Source organism: Pseudomonas sp. FP2294 (genome assembly GCF_030687625.1).
Classification (GTDB): domain Bacteria; phylum Pseudomonadota; class Gammaproteobacteria; order Pseudomonadales; family Pseudomonadaceae; genus Aquipseudomonas; species Aquipseudomonas shahriarae.
The window spans coordinates 3,598,451-3,615,639 of sequence record NZ_CP117441.1 but is presented as its reverse complement, the minus strand read 5'-3'; the positions used below and the strand labels follow the sequence as shown (position 1 = coordinate 3,615,639).

Genomic DNA, 17,189 nt, shown 5'->3' with positions numbered 1-17,189 from the left:
GCGGCGAGGGAAAATCACCTTGCTCGATAGTCAACATCACTGTCATCGAGGCTGCGCCGGCAGGGTCTCAGTCAACCACCTGGTCCAGCATGTGCAGCACTTCCTGTTCATTGAGCAGGCCCTTGTGGACCAGGTTTTCTGCCAGCAGCGAAAGAAACTTGGCGCTGCGATGGCCTTCCAGGTGCTTGAGCTCGGTCAAGGCGCTATAGACCTTGCTCGAGGTGCAGAGGCCGGCGGTATGATGCGGATTTTGTGTGGGCATGCTGGGCGTCCTTGTTGTTATGGCCTGTTATGGGGGACAGTTTTGATAGTGAGAGTGCCGTGTGACACAAACATGACAGCGCGGCCCCCAATTGGGCAAGTGCACGTTGGCCTTAATAATGTCGGAATTAACAGCCAGGGTTGTCCCCATAACGACCCTGGCGAGATTTATTCAGACCAGGCCACCCATAAAAAAGCCCCGCCGGGTGTGCGGGGCTTTTGCTGCTGGGTTTACCAGCCACGCCCGTAATAGCCGCGGGGCGGGCCGTAGTAGCCACGTGGTGGCCCGTAATATACGGGCGCCCGGCGGTAATACACCGGCTGCTGCACGTACACTGGCGCCGGCTGGTAATAGACCGGTGGCGGGGCGGCATACACCGGCTGTGGCTGGTAATACACCGGTTGCTGCTGCACATACACCGGTCGATCATGGCTGGCGATCACAGAGCCAACTACGGCTGCGCCGACAACCGCACCCAATACGGCCGGGCCACCCCAACCGCCACCATGGGCGGAGGCTTGGCCGGCTACAGCAAGTGCACCGATCAGCAAAGCGATCCTGGGGATTTTACGAATCATGGTCTTTCCTCGGTTGGCCCCTGCGCTTGTGGTCTGCAATCAATAGACTCAAGGATTGTCGCGGGGATACTTTTAAGACAACGTATTTCAGGAAAACAGCACGGCCACTAGGTAAAGGTTGTGTAAGGTCTGTACCGATTTGCTTACTTCGAAGAGGCGTTACCGATGCTGATGAACCCCAACAAGGATACCCAGTTGTGCATGTCGCTGTCGGCCCGTCCGGGCAATTTCGGCCTGCGATTTCATAACCATTTGTATGAGCAGCTGGGGCTGAACTTCTACTACAAAGCGTTCAGCAGCCAGGACTTGAACGGCGCCGTGGCCGGGATCCGTGCCTTGGGGATTCGTGGGTGTGGGGTGTCGATGCCGTTCAAGGAAGCCTGCATCGAGCTGGTCGATGAGCTCGACGAATCGGCCCGCGCCATCGCCTCGATCAACACCATTGTCAACACCGCCGGGCACCTCAAGGCCTACAACACCGACTACATCGCCATCGAGCAACTGCTGCAAAAACACGCGGTGCCCAAGGACTCGACCTTCGCCCTGTACGGCAGCGGCGGCATGGCCAAGGCCGTGGCCAGTGCCTTGCGGGATGGTGGCTATGCCAATGGCGTGATCGTTGCGCGCAATGAAACGGCGGGTCGGGCCCTGGCGCAGAACCTGGGCTATCAGTGGCAGGCGACCTTGGGTGAAGCGCGCCCGCAGATGCTGGTCAACGTGACGCCGATCGGCATGACTGGCGGCGCCCAGGCGCAGGACCTGGCCTTCGAGGCCGACGCAATTGATGCGGCAGACACCGTGTTCGATGTGGTGGCGATCCCCGCCGAAACGCCCTTGATCGTGCGGGGCAGGGCCCAGGGCAAGCGGGTGATTACCGGCCTGGAAGTGATCGCGATCCAGGCCCTGGAGCAGTTCGTGCTGTACACCGGCATCCGGCCGACGGACGAACAGTTCCAGAAGGCCGTGGATTTCGCCCGGCAGTAAACACCGCCGGCCCATGTGGGAGCGGGCAAGCCCTAATGCAACGCAATGCTCAAAGCAGCGAAGATCAAATGTGGGAGCGGGCTTGCTCGCGACGACGTCGGCCCAGCAAACATTGGTGTTGAATGACCCACTGCTTTCGCCAGCAAGCCCGCTCCCACACAAGTCCGCTCCCATAAGGGGGGACGTTTATTCGAGGCGTGACAGGCGCTCTTCCAGCGCCGCAATCCGCGCCTCCAGCTCCTCGATGCGCTCCACGGAAACCCCACTGGCGCTGCTGCGCTCCACCGGGCTACCGCGTGCGGCCAGGATCGCCTCGATATCCGCGGGGTCACCCAGGGAGTGGGTGTAGCGGTCTTCGCGCTGGCCGGCCTGCTTGGGTACCAGTACCGCCAGGTCGCGGGCGATCAGGCGTTCCAGCTGATGCACCACCTGCTCGGCATCTTCAAAATCATGCATGCGCCCGCTGCGGGTCAGCAGTTCGTTGACCGTCTGCGGCCCGCGCAGGAACAGCAGGCCGGTAAGGATCACCTGTGCCGGCACCAGTTCCAGGGCCTTGTCCACGCGGTGTTCCCAGCGGTCGGCGCGACTGCCCATCACCAGCTTGGTAAAACCACGGCCCTCCAGGGCGCGCAGGCTCTGGCCAACCTGGCCCTGGCTGAGGTTCATCACCGGTTCCCGGCTGGTTTTCTGGTTGCAGGCCAGGACCAGGGCGTTGAGGGTCAGCGGGTAGGTTTCCGGGTTAGTGGCCTGTTTCTCGATCAGGCAGCCCAAAACGCGGATTTCCGTGCTGTTCAGGCGCGGCTCGGAAGAGGTGGTGTCGTGCTCGGCGGTCATCGCGCTTTCCCTATGCAGTGAGCCCACTAGCCTAATCCCGAAAAAATAAAAGACAAGCAGCGCTCATGTCTATAATCGCCGCTGTTCAAACCCTGTCACCACTGTCGAGACTGTCATGACTATTTCCCTGTACGCCGCTTCACTTCCGGTCTTCAAGCAAATGCTCAACGCCCTGAGCGATGTGCTGAACAAGGCCGAGGCCCACGCCACCGCCAAGAACATCGACCCTAACGCCTTGCTGCAGGCGCGTCTGTTCCCGGACATGTTCCCGCTGGTCCGTCAGGTACAGATCGCCGTGGATTTTGCCAAGGGCGTTTCCGCGCGCCTGGCTGAGATCGAAGTGCCGAAATACGAAGATACCGAAGTTACCTTCGCTGACCTGCAAGCGCTGATCGCCAAGGTCCTGGCCTTTATCGACACCATCACCCCGGCACAGATCGACGGCAAGGAAGGTATCGAGATCGTCACCCGTCCGGGCACGCCTAAAGAGAAACGCTTCAGCGGCCAGTCCTACTTGCTGACCTACGGCCTGCCGCAGTTCTTCTTCCACGTCACCACCGCCTACGCCTTGCTGCGTCATAACGGTGTGGAAGTGGGCAAGCGTGACTACATGGGCGCGTTCTAAGCCCCGAGTCACACCGCAAAACCAATGTGGGAGCTGGCTTGTATGGGAGCTGGCAAGCCAGCTTCCACCCAAACCAGCGCCCACTTGCTTGCCGGGTTGTGTCAGGCCGGGTTCTTGTCTTCCTGGCCCAGGCACGCCGCAGCGGTGAACAACACGTCGGTAGACGAGTTCAGCGCGGTTTCCGCCGAATCCTGCAAAACCCCGATAATGAAGCCTACGGCCACCACTTGCATGGCGATTTCACTCGGAATGCCGAACAGGCTGCACGCCAGTGGAATCAGCAACAGCGAACCCCCGGCCACACCCGACGCGCCACACGCACAGACCGCCGCAACCACGCTGAGCAGCACGGCGGTCGGCAGGTCGACGGCGATGCCCAAGGTGTGCACGGCCGCCAGGGTCAGCACGGTAATGGTGATCGCGGCGCCGGCCATATTGATGGTCGCACCCAACGGGATCGACACCGAATAGGTGTCTTCATGCAGGCCCAGGCGCTCACTCAACGCCAGGTTGACCGGGATATTGGCCGCCGAACTGCGGGTGAAGAAGGCGGTGATCCCACTTTCACGCAGGCACAACAGCACCAGCGGGTACGGGTTGCGGCGCAGTTTCCAGAACACGATGGCTGGATTGACCACCAGTGCCACGAACAGCATGCAGCCGATCAACACCAGCAACAGGTGCGCATAACCCAGCAAGGCATCGAAGCCGGAAGCAGCCAGGGTCGAGGCCACCAGGCCGAAAATACCCAGGGGGGCGAAGCGAATCACCACGCGCACGATCAGCGTGACGCCGTTGGACAGGTCGGCCAGCACGGTACGGGTGGTTTCCCCGGCATGACGGATCGCGATGCCCATGCCGATGGCCCAGGCCAGGATCCCGATGAAGTTGGCGTTCATCAGGGCGCTGATAGGGTTGTCCACCACGCTGAGCACCAGGCCCTGCATTACCTCGCCAATCCCGCCAGGGGCGCTGACGGCCACGTCATGGGTGCTGAGCACCAGGTTCGAGGGGAAGAGGGTGCTGGCAATGACCGCGACCGCCGCAGCGGAAAAGGTGCCCAGCAGGTACAGGAACAGAATCGGCCGGATATGGGTTTCCTGGCCATGCTTGTGGTTGGCAATCGAGGCCATCACCAGCACAAACACCAGGATTGGCGCCACGGCCTTGAGCGCCGAGACAAATACCTTGCCGATAAACGCGGTGGACAGGGCCGCACTGGGCGACAGCAGGGCCAGTAAGATGCCAGCGGCCAGGCCGATGACAATCTGGGTGACCAGGCTGAGGCGCATAAGTCGTTGAAAGAGAGAGGGAGCAGCAGTCATAAGAGTGTCTCTAGTTTTTTTAATGTGTACAGCGCTATGCAGGGCGCGAAGTCTAACATGCTGTAGGAAATATCCAGTTTACTGCGGCATTCAGTCGCCAAGTCCGTGTGTGGCACGGTCACATTCTGTTAAGATTCGCCATCCTCTTCTTATATCTCTGTCAGCGGGCCTCAAGGCTAACGCTGGCGTCGCCGTTTCTGGAGTTGTGCATGTTGTTGCCCATCCTGCTGCTGTCCGCAGCCGGTTTTACCGTGTTGACCACCGAATTTGTGATTGTCGGGCTATTACCCTCCATCGCTCGCGACCTGGATGTGAGCGTGTCCCAGGCCGGTCTGCTGGTGACTTTGTTTGCCTTTACCGTGGCCGCGTTCGGGCCGTTTCTGACCGCGTATTTCGCGCGTTTCGAGCGCAAGCGTCTGTTTATCAGCATCCTATTGATGTTCGGCGCGGCCAATACCCTGGCGGCCCTGGCGCCGAATATCTGGGTGATGGCCGTGGCCCGCCTGATTCCCGCTCTGGGGCTGCCGGTGTTTTGGGCCCTGGCCAGTGAAACGGCAGTGGACATCGTCGGGCCGGACTACGCTGGCCGGGCGATTGCCAAGATCGGTTTCGGGATTGTCTGCGCTACCGTCTTCGGCATCCCGGTGGGCACCCTGATCTCCGATGCGTTTGGCTGGCGCAGCGCCTTTGGCATCCTCGCCGGGGTGGCGATGCTCAAGGCATTGCTGCTGTTGATCTACCTGCCGGCCACCACCGTGAAAAAGGACGCGGTGACCCTGCGTTCGCAGTTCAAGATCCTGCGCAGCCCGTTGATGCAGGGCCATGTGTTGCTGTCGATCCTGGTCTTCAGCGGCATGTTCACCGCTTACACCTACCTGGCCGATATTCTGGAGCGCCTGGCCGGCTTCGATGGCACCCTGGTGGGCTGGTGCCTGATGGGCTTTGGCGCCGTCGGCCTGATCGGTAACTCCCTGGGCGGGCGCATGGTCGACAAGCATCCGCTGATCGCTTCTATGGTGTTCTGCGGCTTTATGATCGCCGGCATGGTGGCGCTGGTACCGGCGATCCACTCCACCCTCGGCCTGGCGGCGGCCATGGCGATCTGGGGCGTGACCCAGGCGGCGCTGTTTTTGGTCAGCCATGTGCGGTTGATGAAGGCCGCACCCCATGCGCCGGCATTTGCTGCGTCCTTGAACATTGCCGGGGCCAACCTGGGCATTGGCCTGGGCGCGATGGTCGGTGGGCGGGTGATCGACACCATGGGCCTGGGCAGCCTGGGGTTTGCCGCGTCGGGGTTTATCCTGCTGTCGATTCTCCTGGCCCTGTGGCTGATGACCGCCAAGACCCGGGTCGCCTGCGCCTAAAGCGCGGTAAACAGCTCGCGGCGAGCACCTTCGGTAATCGCCACGATGCCGGGGTGCTTGACCTTGCGCTCCACCGAGATGGCATAGAACGACTCGGTGACCGCGTCTGTCTGGCCAATCAATGCCACGCCGTATTGGCGTAGCACTTCCTCGGCAATCACGCTGGGGGCGATAAAAATCCCGCTGCCGGATTGGCCGAACGCCTGCATCAAGGCGCTGTCGTCGAACTCGCCGATAATCTTCGGACGAATCTGCTGCTCGGCGAACCAGCGCTGCAAACGGCTGCGCACCACGGTTTCTGCACCTGGAATCAACAGCGGCGCACCGTGCAGGCATTGTGGGAAATCGCCGCCGTGCAGGTCCGCCAGCGCCTGGGTGGCGAAGAAGCTGATGCCACATTCCCCCAGCTTCTGGCTGTAGCCCTTGATATCCAGGTGGGTCGGCATCGGGCTGTCGGAGATCACCAGGTCCAGGCGCTGGATCGCCAGGTCGGCCAACAGCCGCTCCAGTTTGTCTTCGCGGCAGGTGATGCGCAGCGGCTCGCTCAGCTCCATGGTCGGCGCAATCAGGCGGTAGACGATGGACTTGGGCACCACGTCCGCCACGCCGACACGAAACACAATCTGTTGTTCATTGGGCTGGGCGCGCAACATCGCTTCCAATTCACTGCCGGTCTGGAACATCTGCTCGGCATAGGGCAGGGCCTGGCGCCCGGCCTCGGTCAGTTCCAACTGGCGGCCGACTCGTTGAAACAGTGCGATACCAAATGTCTGCTCCAGCAGGCTGATTTGCCCGCTGATGGTCTGCGGTGTGAGGTTCAGTTGCTCGCAGGCACGCACGATGCTGCCGGTCTTGGCGACCACCCAGAAGTAATGCAGTTGTCGGTAGTTGAGCATCAGGTGCCTCGGTTGCAGAGTGTTACTTCGTATAAATCGAAGTATAAGCGAAAAAAATACGAATTTTCCTGAAGTGTTCGCTTCCTTAGAATGCCTCGCTATCGCGAGCCCAATGCTTGGGCCCAACGGTTCTAACGAGGAATACATCATGAAACTCAATTCCCTGGGCGCGGCGTCGTTGCTTGCGCTTTCATTAGTGGTGCTCAGTGGTTGCGACCAGGTCGAGAAAAGCACGCAGCAGGTGCTGGGCAAAGCCAGCGAAGCGGCCAAGCAGGCCATTGACGACACCCATAAAGCCGCCGAACAGGCGTTGAGCGAAGCGACCCAGGGCTTGATCGCCCCCAAGGACGACGAGCAAGATCAGGACTCCAAGCCTGAGCCAAGTTCCCAAGAAGCTTAATTCCCCGTATACCGAGTCAGGACTGACCTATGGATTATCTTGTACAACTGGCCGCGAGCCCTACCGCCTGGGTGGCCCTGGCGACATTGATCGTCATGGAAATCGTGCTGGGGATCGACAACCTGATCTTCATCTCGATCCTCACCAATAAATTGCCGGAGCAGCACCGGGCCAAGGCACGGCGCATCGGCATCAGCATGGCGCTGATACTGCGCCTGGGCCTGTTGAGCACCATCGCGTTTATTGTGCAATTGACCTCGCCGGTATTCGAAGTCTTTGGCCAGGCGTTTTCGTGGAAGGACATGATCCTGATCGCCGGCGGCCTGTTCCTGGTATGGAAGGCAACCACCGAGATCCACCACAGCATGGACCCGGAGCCCGAAGAGAAGGCCAGCGTCGGCAATACAGTGGCTATTGGCTTTGCCGCGGCCATCGGGCAGATCCTGTTGCTCGACCTGGTGTTCTCTATCGACAGCATCATCACCGCCGTCGGTATGACCGAGCACTTGCCGATCATGATCATTGCTGTGGTGACGTCGGTAATCGTGATGCTGGTGGCGGCTGAACCCCTGGCCAAGTTCATCAACGACAACCCGACCGTGGTCATGCTGGCCCTCGGCTTCTTGATCATGATCGGCATGACCTTGATCGCCGAAGGCTTCGGTGCCCATGTGCCGAAAGGCTACGTGTACGCGGCCATGGCTTTCTCGGCTGCCATCGAGTGCCTGAACATTGCCCGGCGTAATCGCCACAAGCGTTTGCTCGCTGCCCGCCAGTAACCGCTGAACCTCAAAGGCCGGCTGCGCTCACAAGAGCCCAGCCGGCCTTTTGCTGTCTGTTAGAATCCCCGCACTTGATAGTTTGAGGTCCACCATGAACGAGCCGATTCGCCTGACCCAGTACAGCCACGGTGCCGGTTGCGGCTGCAAGATTTCGCCACAGGTGCTGGAAGTGATCCTCGCCGGCAGCGGTGCGCAGAACCTCGACCCCAAGCTCTGGGTGGGTAATGCCTCGCGGGACGACGCGGCGGTGTACGCCATTGATGACGAGCGCGGGGTGGTGTCCACCACGGACTTTTTCATGCCGATCGTTGACGATCCCTTCGATTTCGGGCGCATTGCTGCCACCAACGCCATCAGCGATATCTACGCCATGGGCGGCGATCCGTTGATGGCCATCGCGATTCTCGGCTGGCCGGTCAATGTGCTGGCCCCGGAGATCGCCCGGGAAGTGATTCGCGGTGGCCGTGCGGTGTGCGACGCGGCGGGCATTCCCCTGGCCGGTGGGCACTCCATCGATGCCCCGGAGCCGATCTTCGGCCTGGCCGTCACCGGGCTGGTGCACAAGCGTCATATGAAGCGCAACGACACCGCCACCGCCGGTTGCCGCTTGTACCTGACCAAACCCCTGGGCATCGGCATCCTCACCACCGCCGAGAAGAAGGGCAAGCTGCGGGAAGCCGATATCGGCCTGGCGCGGGACTGGATGTGCACCCTCAACAAGCCCGGCAGCCGCTTTGGCAAGCTGGCCGGGGTCAGCGCCATGACCGACGTGACCGGTTTCGGCCTGCTCGGGCACCTCGTGGAAATGGCTGACGGCAGCGGTTTGACCGCGCTTATCGAATACGAAAAAGTCCCACGTCTGCCAGGGGTCGAGTACTACCTTGACCAGGGTTGTGTGCCTGGCGGTACGTTGCGCAACTTCGACAGTTACTCGCGCCAACTGGGCCGTATCAATGAGTTGCACAAGCGCGTGCTGTGCGACCCGCAAACCAGTGGCGGGTTGCTGGTGGCGGTCACGCCTGAGGGCGAAGCCGAGTTTCTCGCGGCAGCGGCCGAACTGGGGCTGAACCTTGCGCCCATTGGCCAGTTGGTCGAGCGACAGAGCCACGCGGTAGAGGTGTCTTGATGCCCATCGACATCACCGATTACCGCGATATCTTTCTTAACGACCGGCCGATGATGGATACCCGTGCGCCGGTCGAATTCGTCAAGGGTGCGTTCCCCGGCGTGGTCAACCTGCCGTTGATGAACGATGACGAACGCCAGCGGGTGGGCACTTGCTATAAGCAGCAAGGGCAGCAGGCCGCGATTGTGCTGGGGCACCAACTGGTCAGCGGCGCAACGCTGCAGGAGCGACTGGCGCGCTGGACCGCGTTTGCCCAGGCCAACCCTGACGGTTACCTGTATTGCTTCCGTGGCGGCTTGCGCTCGCACTTGGTGCAGAAGGTGCTCAAGGACGAAGCGGGGATCGACTATCCCCGGGTCGGCGGTGGCTACAAGGCTATGCGTACCTTCTTGCTGGAGACCGTGGACCAGGCTGTGGAGCAGTGCGATTTCGTCCTGCTGGGTGGCCTGACCGGCAGCGGCAAGACCGAAGTGCTCCAGCAACTGCGCAATGGCCTGGACCTGGAAGGCTACGCCAACCACCGGGGCTCCAGCTTTGGCAAGCGGGCCACGGGCCAGCCGTCGAATATCGACTTTGAAAACCGCCTGGCGGTGGACGTACTGAAAAAGCGCGCGCGGGGCATCGAGCAGTTTGTGCTTGAGGACGAAAGCCGCATGATCGGTAGCTGCGCTTTGCCGCTGAACCTGCACCGGGGCATGCAGGCGTACCCGATGGTGTGGCTGGAAGAGAGCCTGGAAAACCGCGTCGAGCGGGTCTTGCGCGACTATGTGATCGACCTGTGCGCGCAGTTCAACGCCGAGTTTGGTGAAGCGGGCTTCAGCCTGTTCGCCGAGCGCCTGGTGCAGAGCCTGGCCAATATCCACAAGCGTCTGGGTGGGGAGCGCTACCAGCGCTTGCACGGGCTGATGCAGGACGCCCTGGCCGAGCAGGCCCGCTCGGGGAACGTGGATTTGCATCGCGGCTGGATTGTCGGGCTGCGTGAATATTACGATCCGATGTACGCGTTCCAGCGTGAGAAGAAGGGCGCCCGGATCGAGTTTTCCGGGGAGCAGGGCGCGGTGGTGGAGTATCTGCGCGAGCGTGCTGCCCGGCGCGGGTGATTGGTTGGTTTTCAGGGCCCCATTGCAGGCAAGCCAGCTACACATCTCTTTAGTGATTTTTAGGTTTGTGTACATATCCGTTGCTGCGGTCATGGCCACTTAGGGTTCCGCCCTTACGGCGGGTCACTTTTGGAAAAGAGCCCCAAAAGTAACCAAAAGGGCTCTTGCCCCACCACTCGGCACCTCGCCCAGGCTCGGTGTGCCCGTCATCCGACATTGATTTGGGGGGCCGCCGCGATGGGCCATCCATGGCCCAGCGCGGCTAACCCGGCGTCCTGCCGGTTTACCCCCCAAATCAATATCGGATGACGGCCAGCGTGGTTTAACGGGGCGCCTCAGATCAAAAGCAAAGCGAGGCGGCCTGACAGCCGACCTGATCGTCGAGATGTACGCATATACCTGTGGGAGCTGGCTTGCCTGCGATGGCGGTGTATCAGTCGATAAATATATTGGCTGAGACACCGCCATCGCAGGCAAGCCAGCTCCCACAGGGGAATGCAGCTTCGCCCCCCGGCTTTGGGATTGCTGTTGCTCTGCTTTTGATCTGGCTTTTGATCTTGATCTTAGGCGCCCCGTTAAACCACGATGGCCGCAGGCAGGTATTGCGCAGTGGGCACCCCGGCATGGATGCCGGGGTAGCCGCGACACGGCCATGGATGGCCGATCGCGGCGGGCCCACGGAGCAATGCCTGACTGCGGGCATGCCGAGCCTAGGCGAGGCACCGAGTGGTGGGGCAAGAGCGCTTTGCTTACTTTGGCGCTCTTCCAAAGTGAGCCGCCGTAAGGGCGGAACCCTAAGTGGCCGTGACCGCAGCAACGGATATGTACACAAACCCAACAAGCACTAGATAAAAGAGTTGTGTAGATACCTATGCTGCGATGAGGCCCTGACAGTCAACCCTTCCTAAAGGACGACCACCGCCACCAACCCGCACACCACACCCATCAGCATGGTCAGCCCGGCCACCGTCACCAGCACCCGCGTATCGAAATCCTTGCGCAGCATCAACAGCGACGGCAGGCTCACGCTCGGCAGGGTCATCAGCAGCGCCACCGCGGGCCCGGTGCCCAGCCCCAGGGCCATCATGGTCTGCACAATCGGGATTTCTGCAGCGGTGGGGATCACAAACAGGGTGCCGACAATCGCCAGGGATACCAGCCACAGCAGGCTATCGGCCATCGCCCCGTCCACGTGTGGGAACAGCCACACCCGCGCTGCGCCCAGTAGCAACACCGCCAGGATGTAGATCGGGATGGTGCTCCAGAACAACTGCCACAAGGTGCGCAGCCAGCGGCTGAGGAACGGCTGGGTCTCGGTGCCGCTGACGTCGGCCACGGCCTCCAGTGCTACCTGGGGCACCTGCTCGGGGCGGGCGATGCGTTGGGCGACCAGCGCGACACCGATCACCAGCACGACACCGGCCACCAGGCGCAGGGCGGCAAAGTCCCAGCCCAGCACAAACCCCATGAAAACCAGGGTCGCGGGGTTGAGTACCGGGTTGGCCATCCAGAACGCCAATGCAGCACCCACCGACACTTGTTGACGACGCATGCCGGCGGCCACCGGCGCGGCGCAGCAACTGCACATCATGCCCGGCAAGGCGAACAGTCCGCCACGCACGGTGGAGCCCAGTCCGGCGCGGCCGAACAGGCGCAACAGCCAGTCCCGTGGAATCAGCACCTGCAATAACGAACCGAGAATCACCGCGAGCACGGCGGCTTTCCAGATCGCCAGGAAATACACCTGGGCATAGGCCAGGGCGGCCGCCAATGGCGAGCCCTGCTGGTCATTGAGAATCGAGTTGCCGATGCTGTGGCTGTCGGCCGCGACAAAGGCCTTGAAGTAGTAGGGCGACCACTTCACGTAATACAGGCCGACGCAGGCCACCAACAGGAACAGCGCCGGTTTCCACCAGAAGGACCAGCCGCGAGCAGGGCTGGCAGAGGTGAGGTTAGACATGGTCAAGATCCGCAGATAAGTCGATAGCGACGCATCATACGCGGTCCCGGTGTCAGGTGTCGGCGGCTACATGCGTCGCATCCGGGCAAGTCTGCAAGCCGTTATCCAGGCCTTGCTTGTAGTTGCGGCTGAGCAGGCTGGCCTTGCCGTTCTGCCAGGTCAGGGTCAACACGTACAGGGTGTCGAAGTCGCCGCCGGACCAGTCTTCGGTGATGGTGTACTCCTCACCGACCGCTTCACTGGCCACCTTGTTGATCAATTCCGGCAGGTAGCCATGGGACCAGGCCGTGTAGATGGTGGAGTTGTGGTACTTGTCCTCCATCAATTCGTCAGCCAGGTCGCTGGTATCGTTGGCCGAAAACTCGATGTTCACCGGCAGCCCGAGTTTGATCGCGCTGGGGCTGATGGTCATCAATGGCCGAATGTAGCTGTAGGAATTGTCGAACTCGCCTTCTTCGACATTGCGCGTCGGGTTGGCCGCGAACACAAAGTCGGCAGCGCCGAACTTTTCCGGCAATACCGTGGCCAGGTTCATTGCGCGGTTGAGGCCCTGGCAATTGAGTTGGCCCAGGCCGCCCACAGGCTTTTCACCATGACGCAGGAACACCAGGGTTTGCACGCCGTTCTTCGGCTCGGCGCTGCTTTCGCGGGCTTCGAAAGCCAGCATCAAGGCACCGCCGACGAACACCGTTGGCACCAGGAAATAAGCATATTTTTTGAAACGTTTGCCAAGGCACAAAGGCTTGATTTTCATTAGTGGTCGAGTCTTCGGTGCGTCGGATCAAGGCTGGAAGGCCCAGCCACAGCGATGCTCCAAGCAACGTGCGGTTTTCCGTGACAGTTATGGCGGTATGCCTCCATTCAACCGTTCAAGCGCTTCTAAGAGTGCGCCAGGGCGTTTTGGTTCGCTTGGTGCAAGAGATTAACCAGCGCATGTTGCGAATTGAAGACCGATGCAGGCGCGCCGCCGGATGGCTATCATGGGTTTTTCTCACCTTGAGGTATATCGATGATTTCAGCTGCAGCGTTTCCGATTATTACCAAATGGCCAGCTGAGCATCCTGAACGCCTGCAGCTGTACTCGTTGCCGACGCCCAATGGGGTCAAAGTCTCGATCATGCTCGAAGAGGTGGGCCTGGCCTATGAGGCGCATAAGGTCAGCTTCGATACCCAGGACCAACTCTCGCCCGAGTTTCTGTCCCTGAACCCCAACAACAAGATCCCGGCGATCATCGACCCCAACGGTCCCGGCGGTGAGCCGCTGGCGTTGTTCGAGTCGGGGGCGATCCTGATTTACCTGGCAGAGAAAACCGCGCAGCTACTGCCCCAGGCACCCGCCGCGCGCTACGAAACCCTGCAATGGCTGATGTTCCAGATGGCCGGGATCGGGCCGATGTTCGGCCAGGTCGGTTTCTTCAATAAGTTCGCCGGCAAGGCCTACGAAGACAAGCGCCCCCGCGACCGCTATGCCGCTGAAGCCCGACGCCTGCTGGAGGTGCTGGAAAAACGCCTGCTGGGCCGCAGCTGGATCATGGGGGATGAGTACAGCATCGCCGATATCGCCACCTTTCCCTGGATCCGCAACCTGATTGGCTTCTATGAATCGGGCGATCTGGTGGGCATCACCGACTTCCCCAATGTACTGCGCGCGCTGGATGGCTTTGTCGCCCGGCCGGCGGTGATCCGTGGCCTGAATATTCCGAGCTGACCCATGCCGACTTTTGATTTCAAGCAACTGGACGTGTTCAGCAGCGTGGCGCTCAAGGGCAACCCGCTGGCCGTGGTGCTGGGCGCCGATAGCCTCAGTGACCAGCAGATGGCTGACTTCGCCAAGTGGACCAACCTCAGCGAAACCACGTTCCTGCTGCAACCGCGCGACCCGCGTGCGGATTACCGGGTGCGGATTTTCACCACCGTGCAGGAGCTGCCGTTCGCCGGCCACCCAACCCTGGGCAGTTGCCGGGCGTGGTTGCAGGCCGGTGGTGTGCCCCGGGGCGACGAGATCATCCAGGAATGCGAGATCGGCCTGGTGCGCATCCGTCGCCAGGGCGAGGAGCTGGCGTTTATCGCGCCACCCTTGCTGCGTTCAGGGCCGTTGGATGCCGAGTTGCTGGAGCGTGTGCGCCTGGCGCTCAACCTTGAGCCCGAAGCGATTGTGCGCAGCCAGTGGGTCGATAACGGCGCCGGTTGGCTGGCGCTGATGTTGACGGACCGGCAGACGGTGCTGGAGTTGCAGCCGGACTATTCAAAACTGCTCGGGCTGGCGGTGGGCGTGGTTGCTCCGTGCGACCCGACGCGCGACGAGGTGGATGCGCAGTTTGAAGTGCGCGCGTTTATTGCCGGTGACGGCGCCCCCGAAGACCCGGCCACCGGCAGCCTTAACGCGGGTGTCGCACAATGGCTGCTCGGTGCGGGCCTGGCCCCCAGCCAGTACGTGGTCAGCCAGGGCACGGCCATCGGCCGCGCCGGGCGTATTCGCGTGCAGCAGCAGGGCGATGAGATCTGGATCGGCGGCGCCGTCTCGCTGTGTATCGAAGGGCGCCTGAGCCTGTAACGCCGTAACGCACCTGTGGGGAAGGGGACAGCTCGGTCTCTACAGGTCACTCGTTGCTGCTCCTGCTTGTTTAGCCTAGACCGCATTGTTACGTGAATGGCAAAACACCGTTATGGCCGCCGTATTTGTGCTCTCGGTCAATCCGGGCATAAGCTTTCGCCCTTAAGCTAGCGGCCTTGCCACGTGCCCTGGCCTTTTTTGTAGGAAACCCCATGTCCAGTCAGTTCCCCGAAGCCCGTTCCCGCCGCCTGCGTCGTTCCCCTGAGCTGCGCAGCCTGTTCCAGGAAACCGAGTTCACCCTCAATGATCTGGTATTGCCGATTTTCGTCGAAGAAGAAATCGATGACTTCGTGCCGATCACCAGCATGCCCGGCGTGATGCGCATCCCCGAATCGAAACTGGCCAGTGAAATCGAGCGCTTTGCCCGTGCCGGGATCAAGTCGGTGATGACGTTCGGCGTGTCCCATCACCTGGACGCCAGCGGCAGCGATACCTGGAACGAGCGCGGGCTGGTGTCGCGCATGTCGGCGATCTGCAAGGACGCGGTGCCGGAAATGATCGTGATGTCCGACACCTGCTTCTGCGAATACACCGACCACGGCCATTGCGGCGTGATGCACGGCAATGAAGTGGACAACGACCGCACCCTGGCCAACCTGGGCAAGCAAGCGGTGGCGGCAGCCCGTGCCGGTGCCGATGTGATCGCGCCGTCGGCCGCGATGGACGGCCAGGTCCAGGCCATTCGCCGGGCGCTGGATGCGGCCGGGTTCAGCCATATCCCGATCATGGCGTACTCGACTAAATTCGCTTCGGCCCTGTATGGCCCGTTCCGCGAGGCGGGTGGCAGCGCGCTGAAGGGCGACCGCAAAAGCTACCAGATGAACCCGATGAACCGCCGCGAAGCCGTGCGCGAATCCTTGCTCGATGAGCAGGAAGGGGCCGACTCGCTGATGGTCAAGCCGGCCGGTGCTTACCTGGACATCATCCGCGACATCCGCGAAGCCTCGCGTTTGCCGGTGGCGGCGTACCAGGTCAGTGGCGAATACGCGATGATCAAGTTCGGCGCCCAGGCCGGCGCCATCGACGAAGCGCGGGTGGTGCGCGAAACCCTGGGTTCGATCAAGCGCGCCGGTGCGGACCTGATCTTTACCTACTTTGCGATGGACCTGGCGCTCGCCGGTATCTGATCCCGGTGCATGTACTGTGGGAGCCGGCTTGAGGGCGCCATCGCGGGCAAGCCCGCTCCTGCAGGGGGTGGGTGTGGGTTTGTGAGATAGTGGGCACTTTCAGCGACTCACAGGACACCCCCCGCATGCTTTCATCCCGGCTGACTCTCGGCCTGGCCGCCTTATTGGTGCTGGCCGGCTGTTCGACCCAACGCAGCCAGCAACTCCCCGAACGCAGTGAGGCCGAGGTCAAGGCGCAGATTGTGCGACTGATGCCGGCCAAGGTGCCGGATCGTGCCGGTTGGGCCCAGGATATCTACACGGCGCTCGACAGCCAGAAGATCTACCCCAGCACCGAAAATATCTGTGCGGTGCTGGCGGTCACCGAGCAAGAGTCCACCTATCAGGTCGACCCGCCGGTGCCGAACATGGGCAAGATCGCCCAGGATGAAATCCTCAAGCGTGCAGCCAAGGTGCATGTGCCGGCCGTGCTGGTGCGCACCGCGTTGCAACTGCGCTCGCCTACGGGTAAGTCCTACGCCGACCGCCTGAGCGCTGCGCGTACCGAGAAGGACCTGAGTGGGATCTTTGACGACTTTATCGGCACAGTGCCGTTGGGCCGCACCTTGTTTGGCCGTTTCAACCCGGTGCATACCGCAGGCCCGATGCAGGTGAGCATTGCCTTCGCCGAGCAGCAGGCGCGCAATTATCCCTACACCGTAGATGGGAGCATTCGCCGCGAAGTGTTCACCCGGCGTGGCGGCATGTACTTCGGCATTGCCCATTTGCTGGATTACCCGGTGAGCTACGAGCAGCCGCTGTACCGCTTTGCCGACTTCAACGCCGGTTGGTACGCCAGCCGCAATGCCGCGTTCCAGGCCGCGGTCAGCCGTGCTTCCGGGACCCGCCTGGCGCTGGATGGCGATTTGATCCGCTATGGCTCGATCATGCCCGGCACCACGGAGTTGGCGGTGCGCTCACTGGGCAAGAAGCTGGACATGCGCAACCCGAGCATTCGCAGCCAGTTGGAGCAGGGTGATCGTCTGGATTTTGAACAGACCACTCTGTACCAGCGAGTGTTTGCCCTGGCCGAGAAAGCCGAAGGCAAGCCGCTGCCACGGGCGATCCTGCCGGGGATTGTGCTCAAGAGCCCGAAGATCACCCGTAACCTCACCACGGCCTGGTTCGCCAAGCGCGTGGATGAGCGTTACCAGCGCTGCATGAAGCGCTGAG

18 protein-coding genes are annotated in these 17,189 nt (G+C 61.5%); 11 read left to right on the top strand and 7 right to left on the bottom strand.

The window, feature by feature from the left end; translation table 11 throughout:
* Positions 1-67 precede the first annotated feature (67 nt).
* The gene (locus PSH73_RS15975) at positions 68-262 is read right to left on the bottom strand and encodes a hypothetical protein (RefSeq protein ID WP_057959104.1); all 195 of its coding nucleotides are present in this window, start codon (positions 260-262) and stop codon (positions 68-70) included.
* Positions 263-492: 230 nt separating this feature from the next.
* Positions 493-840, bottom strand: coding sequence for a hypothetical protein (locus tag PSH73_RS15970; protein WP_057439463.1), 348 nt, complete (start codon positions 838-840; stop codon positions 493-495).
* A gap of 165 nt (positions 841-1,005) precedes the next feature.
* Between PSH73_RS15970 and PSH73_RS15965 the strand changes: the two genes are divergently transcribed.
* Positions 1,006-1,824 carry a shikimate 5-dehydrogenase gene (locus PSH73_RS15965; RefSeq protein WP_057959105.1) on the top strand — a complete coding sequence of 273 codons (819 nt, stop codon included), beginning with the start codon at positions 1,006-1,008 and terminating at the stop codon, positions 1,822-1,824.
* A 186-nt stretch (positions 1,825-2,010) separates the two neighbouring features.
* On the opposite strand, the gene PSH73_RS15960 is transcribed toward PSH73_RS15965, so the two are convergent.
* Positions 2,011-2,658: a YceH family protein gene (locus PSH73_RS15960; protein WP_057439461.1), complete on the bottom strand. Its 648-nt coding sequence runs from the start codon at positions 2,656-2,658 to the stop codon at positions 2,011-2,013.
* Between the two features lie 115 nt (positions 2,659-2,773).
* Here PSH73_RS15960 and PSH73_RS15955 point away from each other — a divergent pair, with 115 nt between their 5' ends.
* Positions 2,774-3,283, top strand: a complete 510-nt coding sequence (locus PSH73_RS15955) for a DUF1993 family protein (protein ID WP_057439460.1) — start codon at positions 2,774-2,776, stop codon at positions 3,281-3,283.
* Between the two features lie 101 nt (positions 3,284-3,384).
* Here the strand turns inward: PSH73_RS15955 and sstT are convergent, their stop codons facing one another.
* The gene (sstT, locus tag PSH73_RS15950) at positions 3,385-4,608 is read right to left on the bottom strand and encodes a serine/threonine transporter SstT (protein ID WP_057959106.1); all 1,224 of its coding nucleotides are present in this window, start codon (positions 4,606-4,608) and stop codon (positions 3,385-3,387) included.
* A 209-nt stretch (positions 4,609-4,817) separates the two neighbouring features.
* Between sstT and PSH73_RS15945 the strand changes: the two genes are divergently transcribed.
* Complete coding sequence (locus PSH73_RS15945) at positions 4,818-5,972, top strand: MFS transporter (RefSeq protein WP_057439459.1); 1,155 nt, start codon at positions 4,818-4,820, stop codon at positions 5,970-5,972.
* Here the strand turns inward: PSH73_RS15945 and nhaR are convergent.
* A complete protein-coding gene (gene nhaR / locus PSH73_RS15940) occupies positions 5,969-6,868 on the bottom strand; it encodes a transcriptional activator NhaR (protein ID WP_057959107.1) in 900 nt (299 codons plus the stop codon). The two genes, PSH73_RS15945 and nhaR, sit on opposite strands and share 4 nt — an antisense overlap.
* Positions 6,869-7,016: 148 nt before the next feature.
* Between nhaR and PSH73_RS15935 the strand changes: the two genes are divergently transcribed.
* From PSH73_RS15935 to mnmH, 4 genes are all read left to right on the top strand, one after another.
* Positions 7,017-7,268: a hypothetical protein gene (locus PSH73_RS15935; RefSeq protein WP_057959108.1), complete on the top strand. Its 252-nt coding sequence runs from the start codon at positions 7,017-7,019 to the stop codon at positions 7,266-7,268.
* A 29-nt stretch (positions 7,269-7,297) separates the two neighbouring features.
* Positions 7,298-8,047, top strand: coding sequence for a TerC family protein (locus PSH73_RS15930; RefSeq protein ID WP_057439456.1), 750 nt, complete (start codon positions 7,298-7,300; stop codon positions 8,045-8,047).
* A gap of 94 nt (positions 8,048-8,141) precedes the next feature.
* A complete protein-coding gene (gene selD, locus PSH73_RS15925; protein ID WP_057439455.1) occupies positions 8,142-9,176 on the top strand; it encodes a selenide, water dikinase SelD in 1,035 nt (344 codons plus the stop codon).
* A complete protein-coding gene (gene mnmH, locus PSH73_RS15920; RefSeq protein WP_057439454.1) occupies positions 9,176-10,276 on the top strand; it encodes a tRNA 2-selenouridine(34) synthase MnmH in 1,101 nt (366 codons plus the stop codon). Before selD ends, mnmH begins: the two co-directional genes overlap by 1 nt.
* A 904-nt stretch (positions 10,277-11,180) precedes the next feature.
* On the opposite strand, the gene PSH73_RS15915 is transcribed toward mnmH, so the two are convergent.
* Together PSH73_RS15915 and PSH73_RS15910 are read right to left on the bottom strand one after the other, a co-directional pair.
* On the bottom strand, positions 11,181-12,236 hold the full coding sequence (locus tag PSH73_RS15915; RefSeq protein ID WP_198792702.1) for a permease: 1,056 nt from the start codon (positions 12,234-12,236) through the stop codon (positions 11,181-11,183).
* A gap of 52 nt (positions 12,237-12,288) precedes the next feature.
* Positions 12,289-12,990, bottom strand: a complete 702-nt coding sequence (locus PSH73_RS15910) for a histidine phosphatase family protein (protein WP_169990481.1) — start codon at positions 12,988-12,990, stop codon at positions 12,289-12,291.
* 255 nt (positions 12,991-13,245) lie between these two features.
* Here PSH73_RS15910 and PSH73_RS15905 point away from each other — a divergent pair, with 255 nt between their 5' ends.
* The 4 genes from PSH73_RS15905 (at position 13,246) to PSH73_RS15890 (ending at position 17,188) form a co-directional block, all read left to right on the top strand.
* Positions 13,246-13,944: a glutathione S-transferase N-terminal domain-containing protein gene (locus PSH73_RS15905; protein ID WP_057439451.1), complete on the top strand. Its 699-nt coding sequence runs from the start codon at positions 13,246-13,248 to the stop codon at positions 13,942-13,944.
* 3 nt (positions 13,945-13,947) lie between these two features.
* The gene (locus PSH73_RS15900; protein ID WP_057959110.1) at positions 13,948-14,790 is read left to right on the top strand and encodes a PhzF family phenazine biosynthesis protein; all 843 of its coding nucleotides are present in this window, start codon (positions 13,948-13,950) and stop codon (positions 14,788-14,790) included.
* Between the two features lie 212 nt (positions 14,791-15,002).
* Positions 15,003-15,977 carry a porphobilinogen synthase gene (gene hemB, locus PSH73_RS15895; protein ID WP_057959111.1) on the top strand — a complete coding sequence of 325 codons (975 nt, stop codon included), beginning with the start codon at positions 15,003-15,005 and terminating at the stop codon, positions 15,975-15,977.
* Between the two features lie 125 nt (positions 15,978-16,102).
* The gene (locus PSH73_RS15890; RefSeq protein WP_305460898.1) at positions 16,103-17,188 is read left to right on the top strand and encodes a DUF1615 domain-containing protein; all 1,086 of its coding nucleotides are present in this window, start codon (positions 16,103-16,105) and stop codon (positions 17,186-17,188) included.
* The last annotated feature ends 1 nt before the right edge of the window (position 17,189 follow it).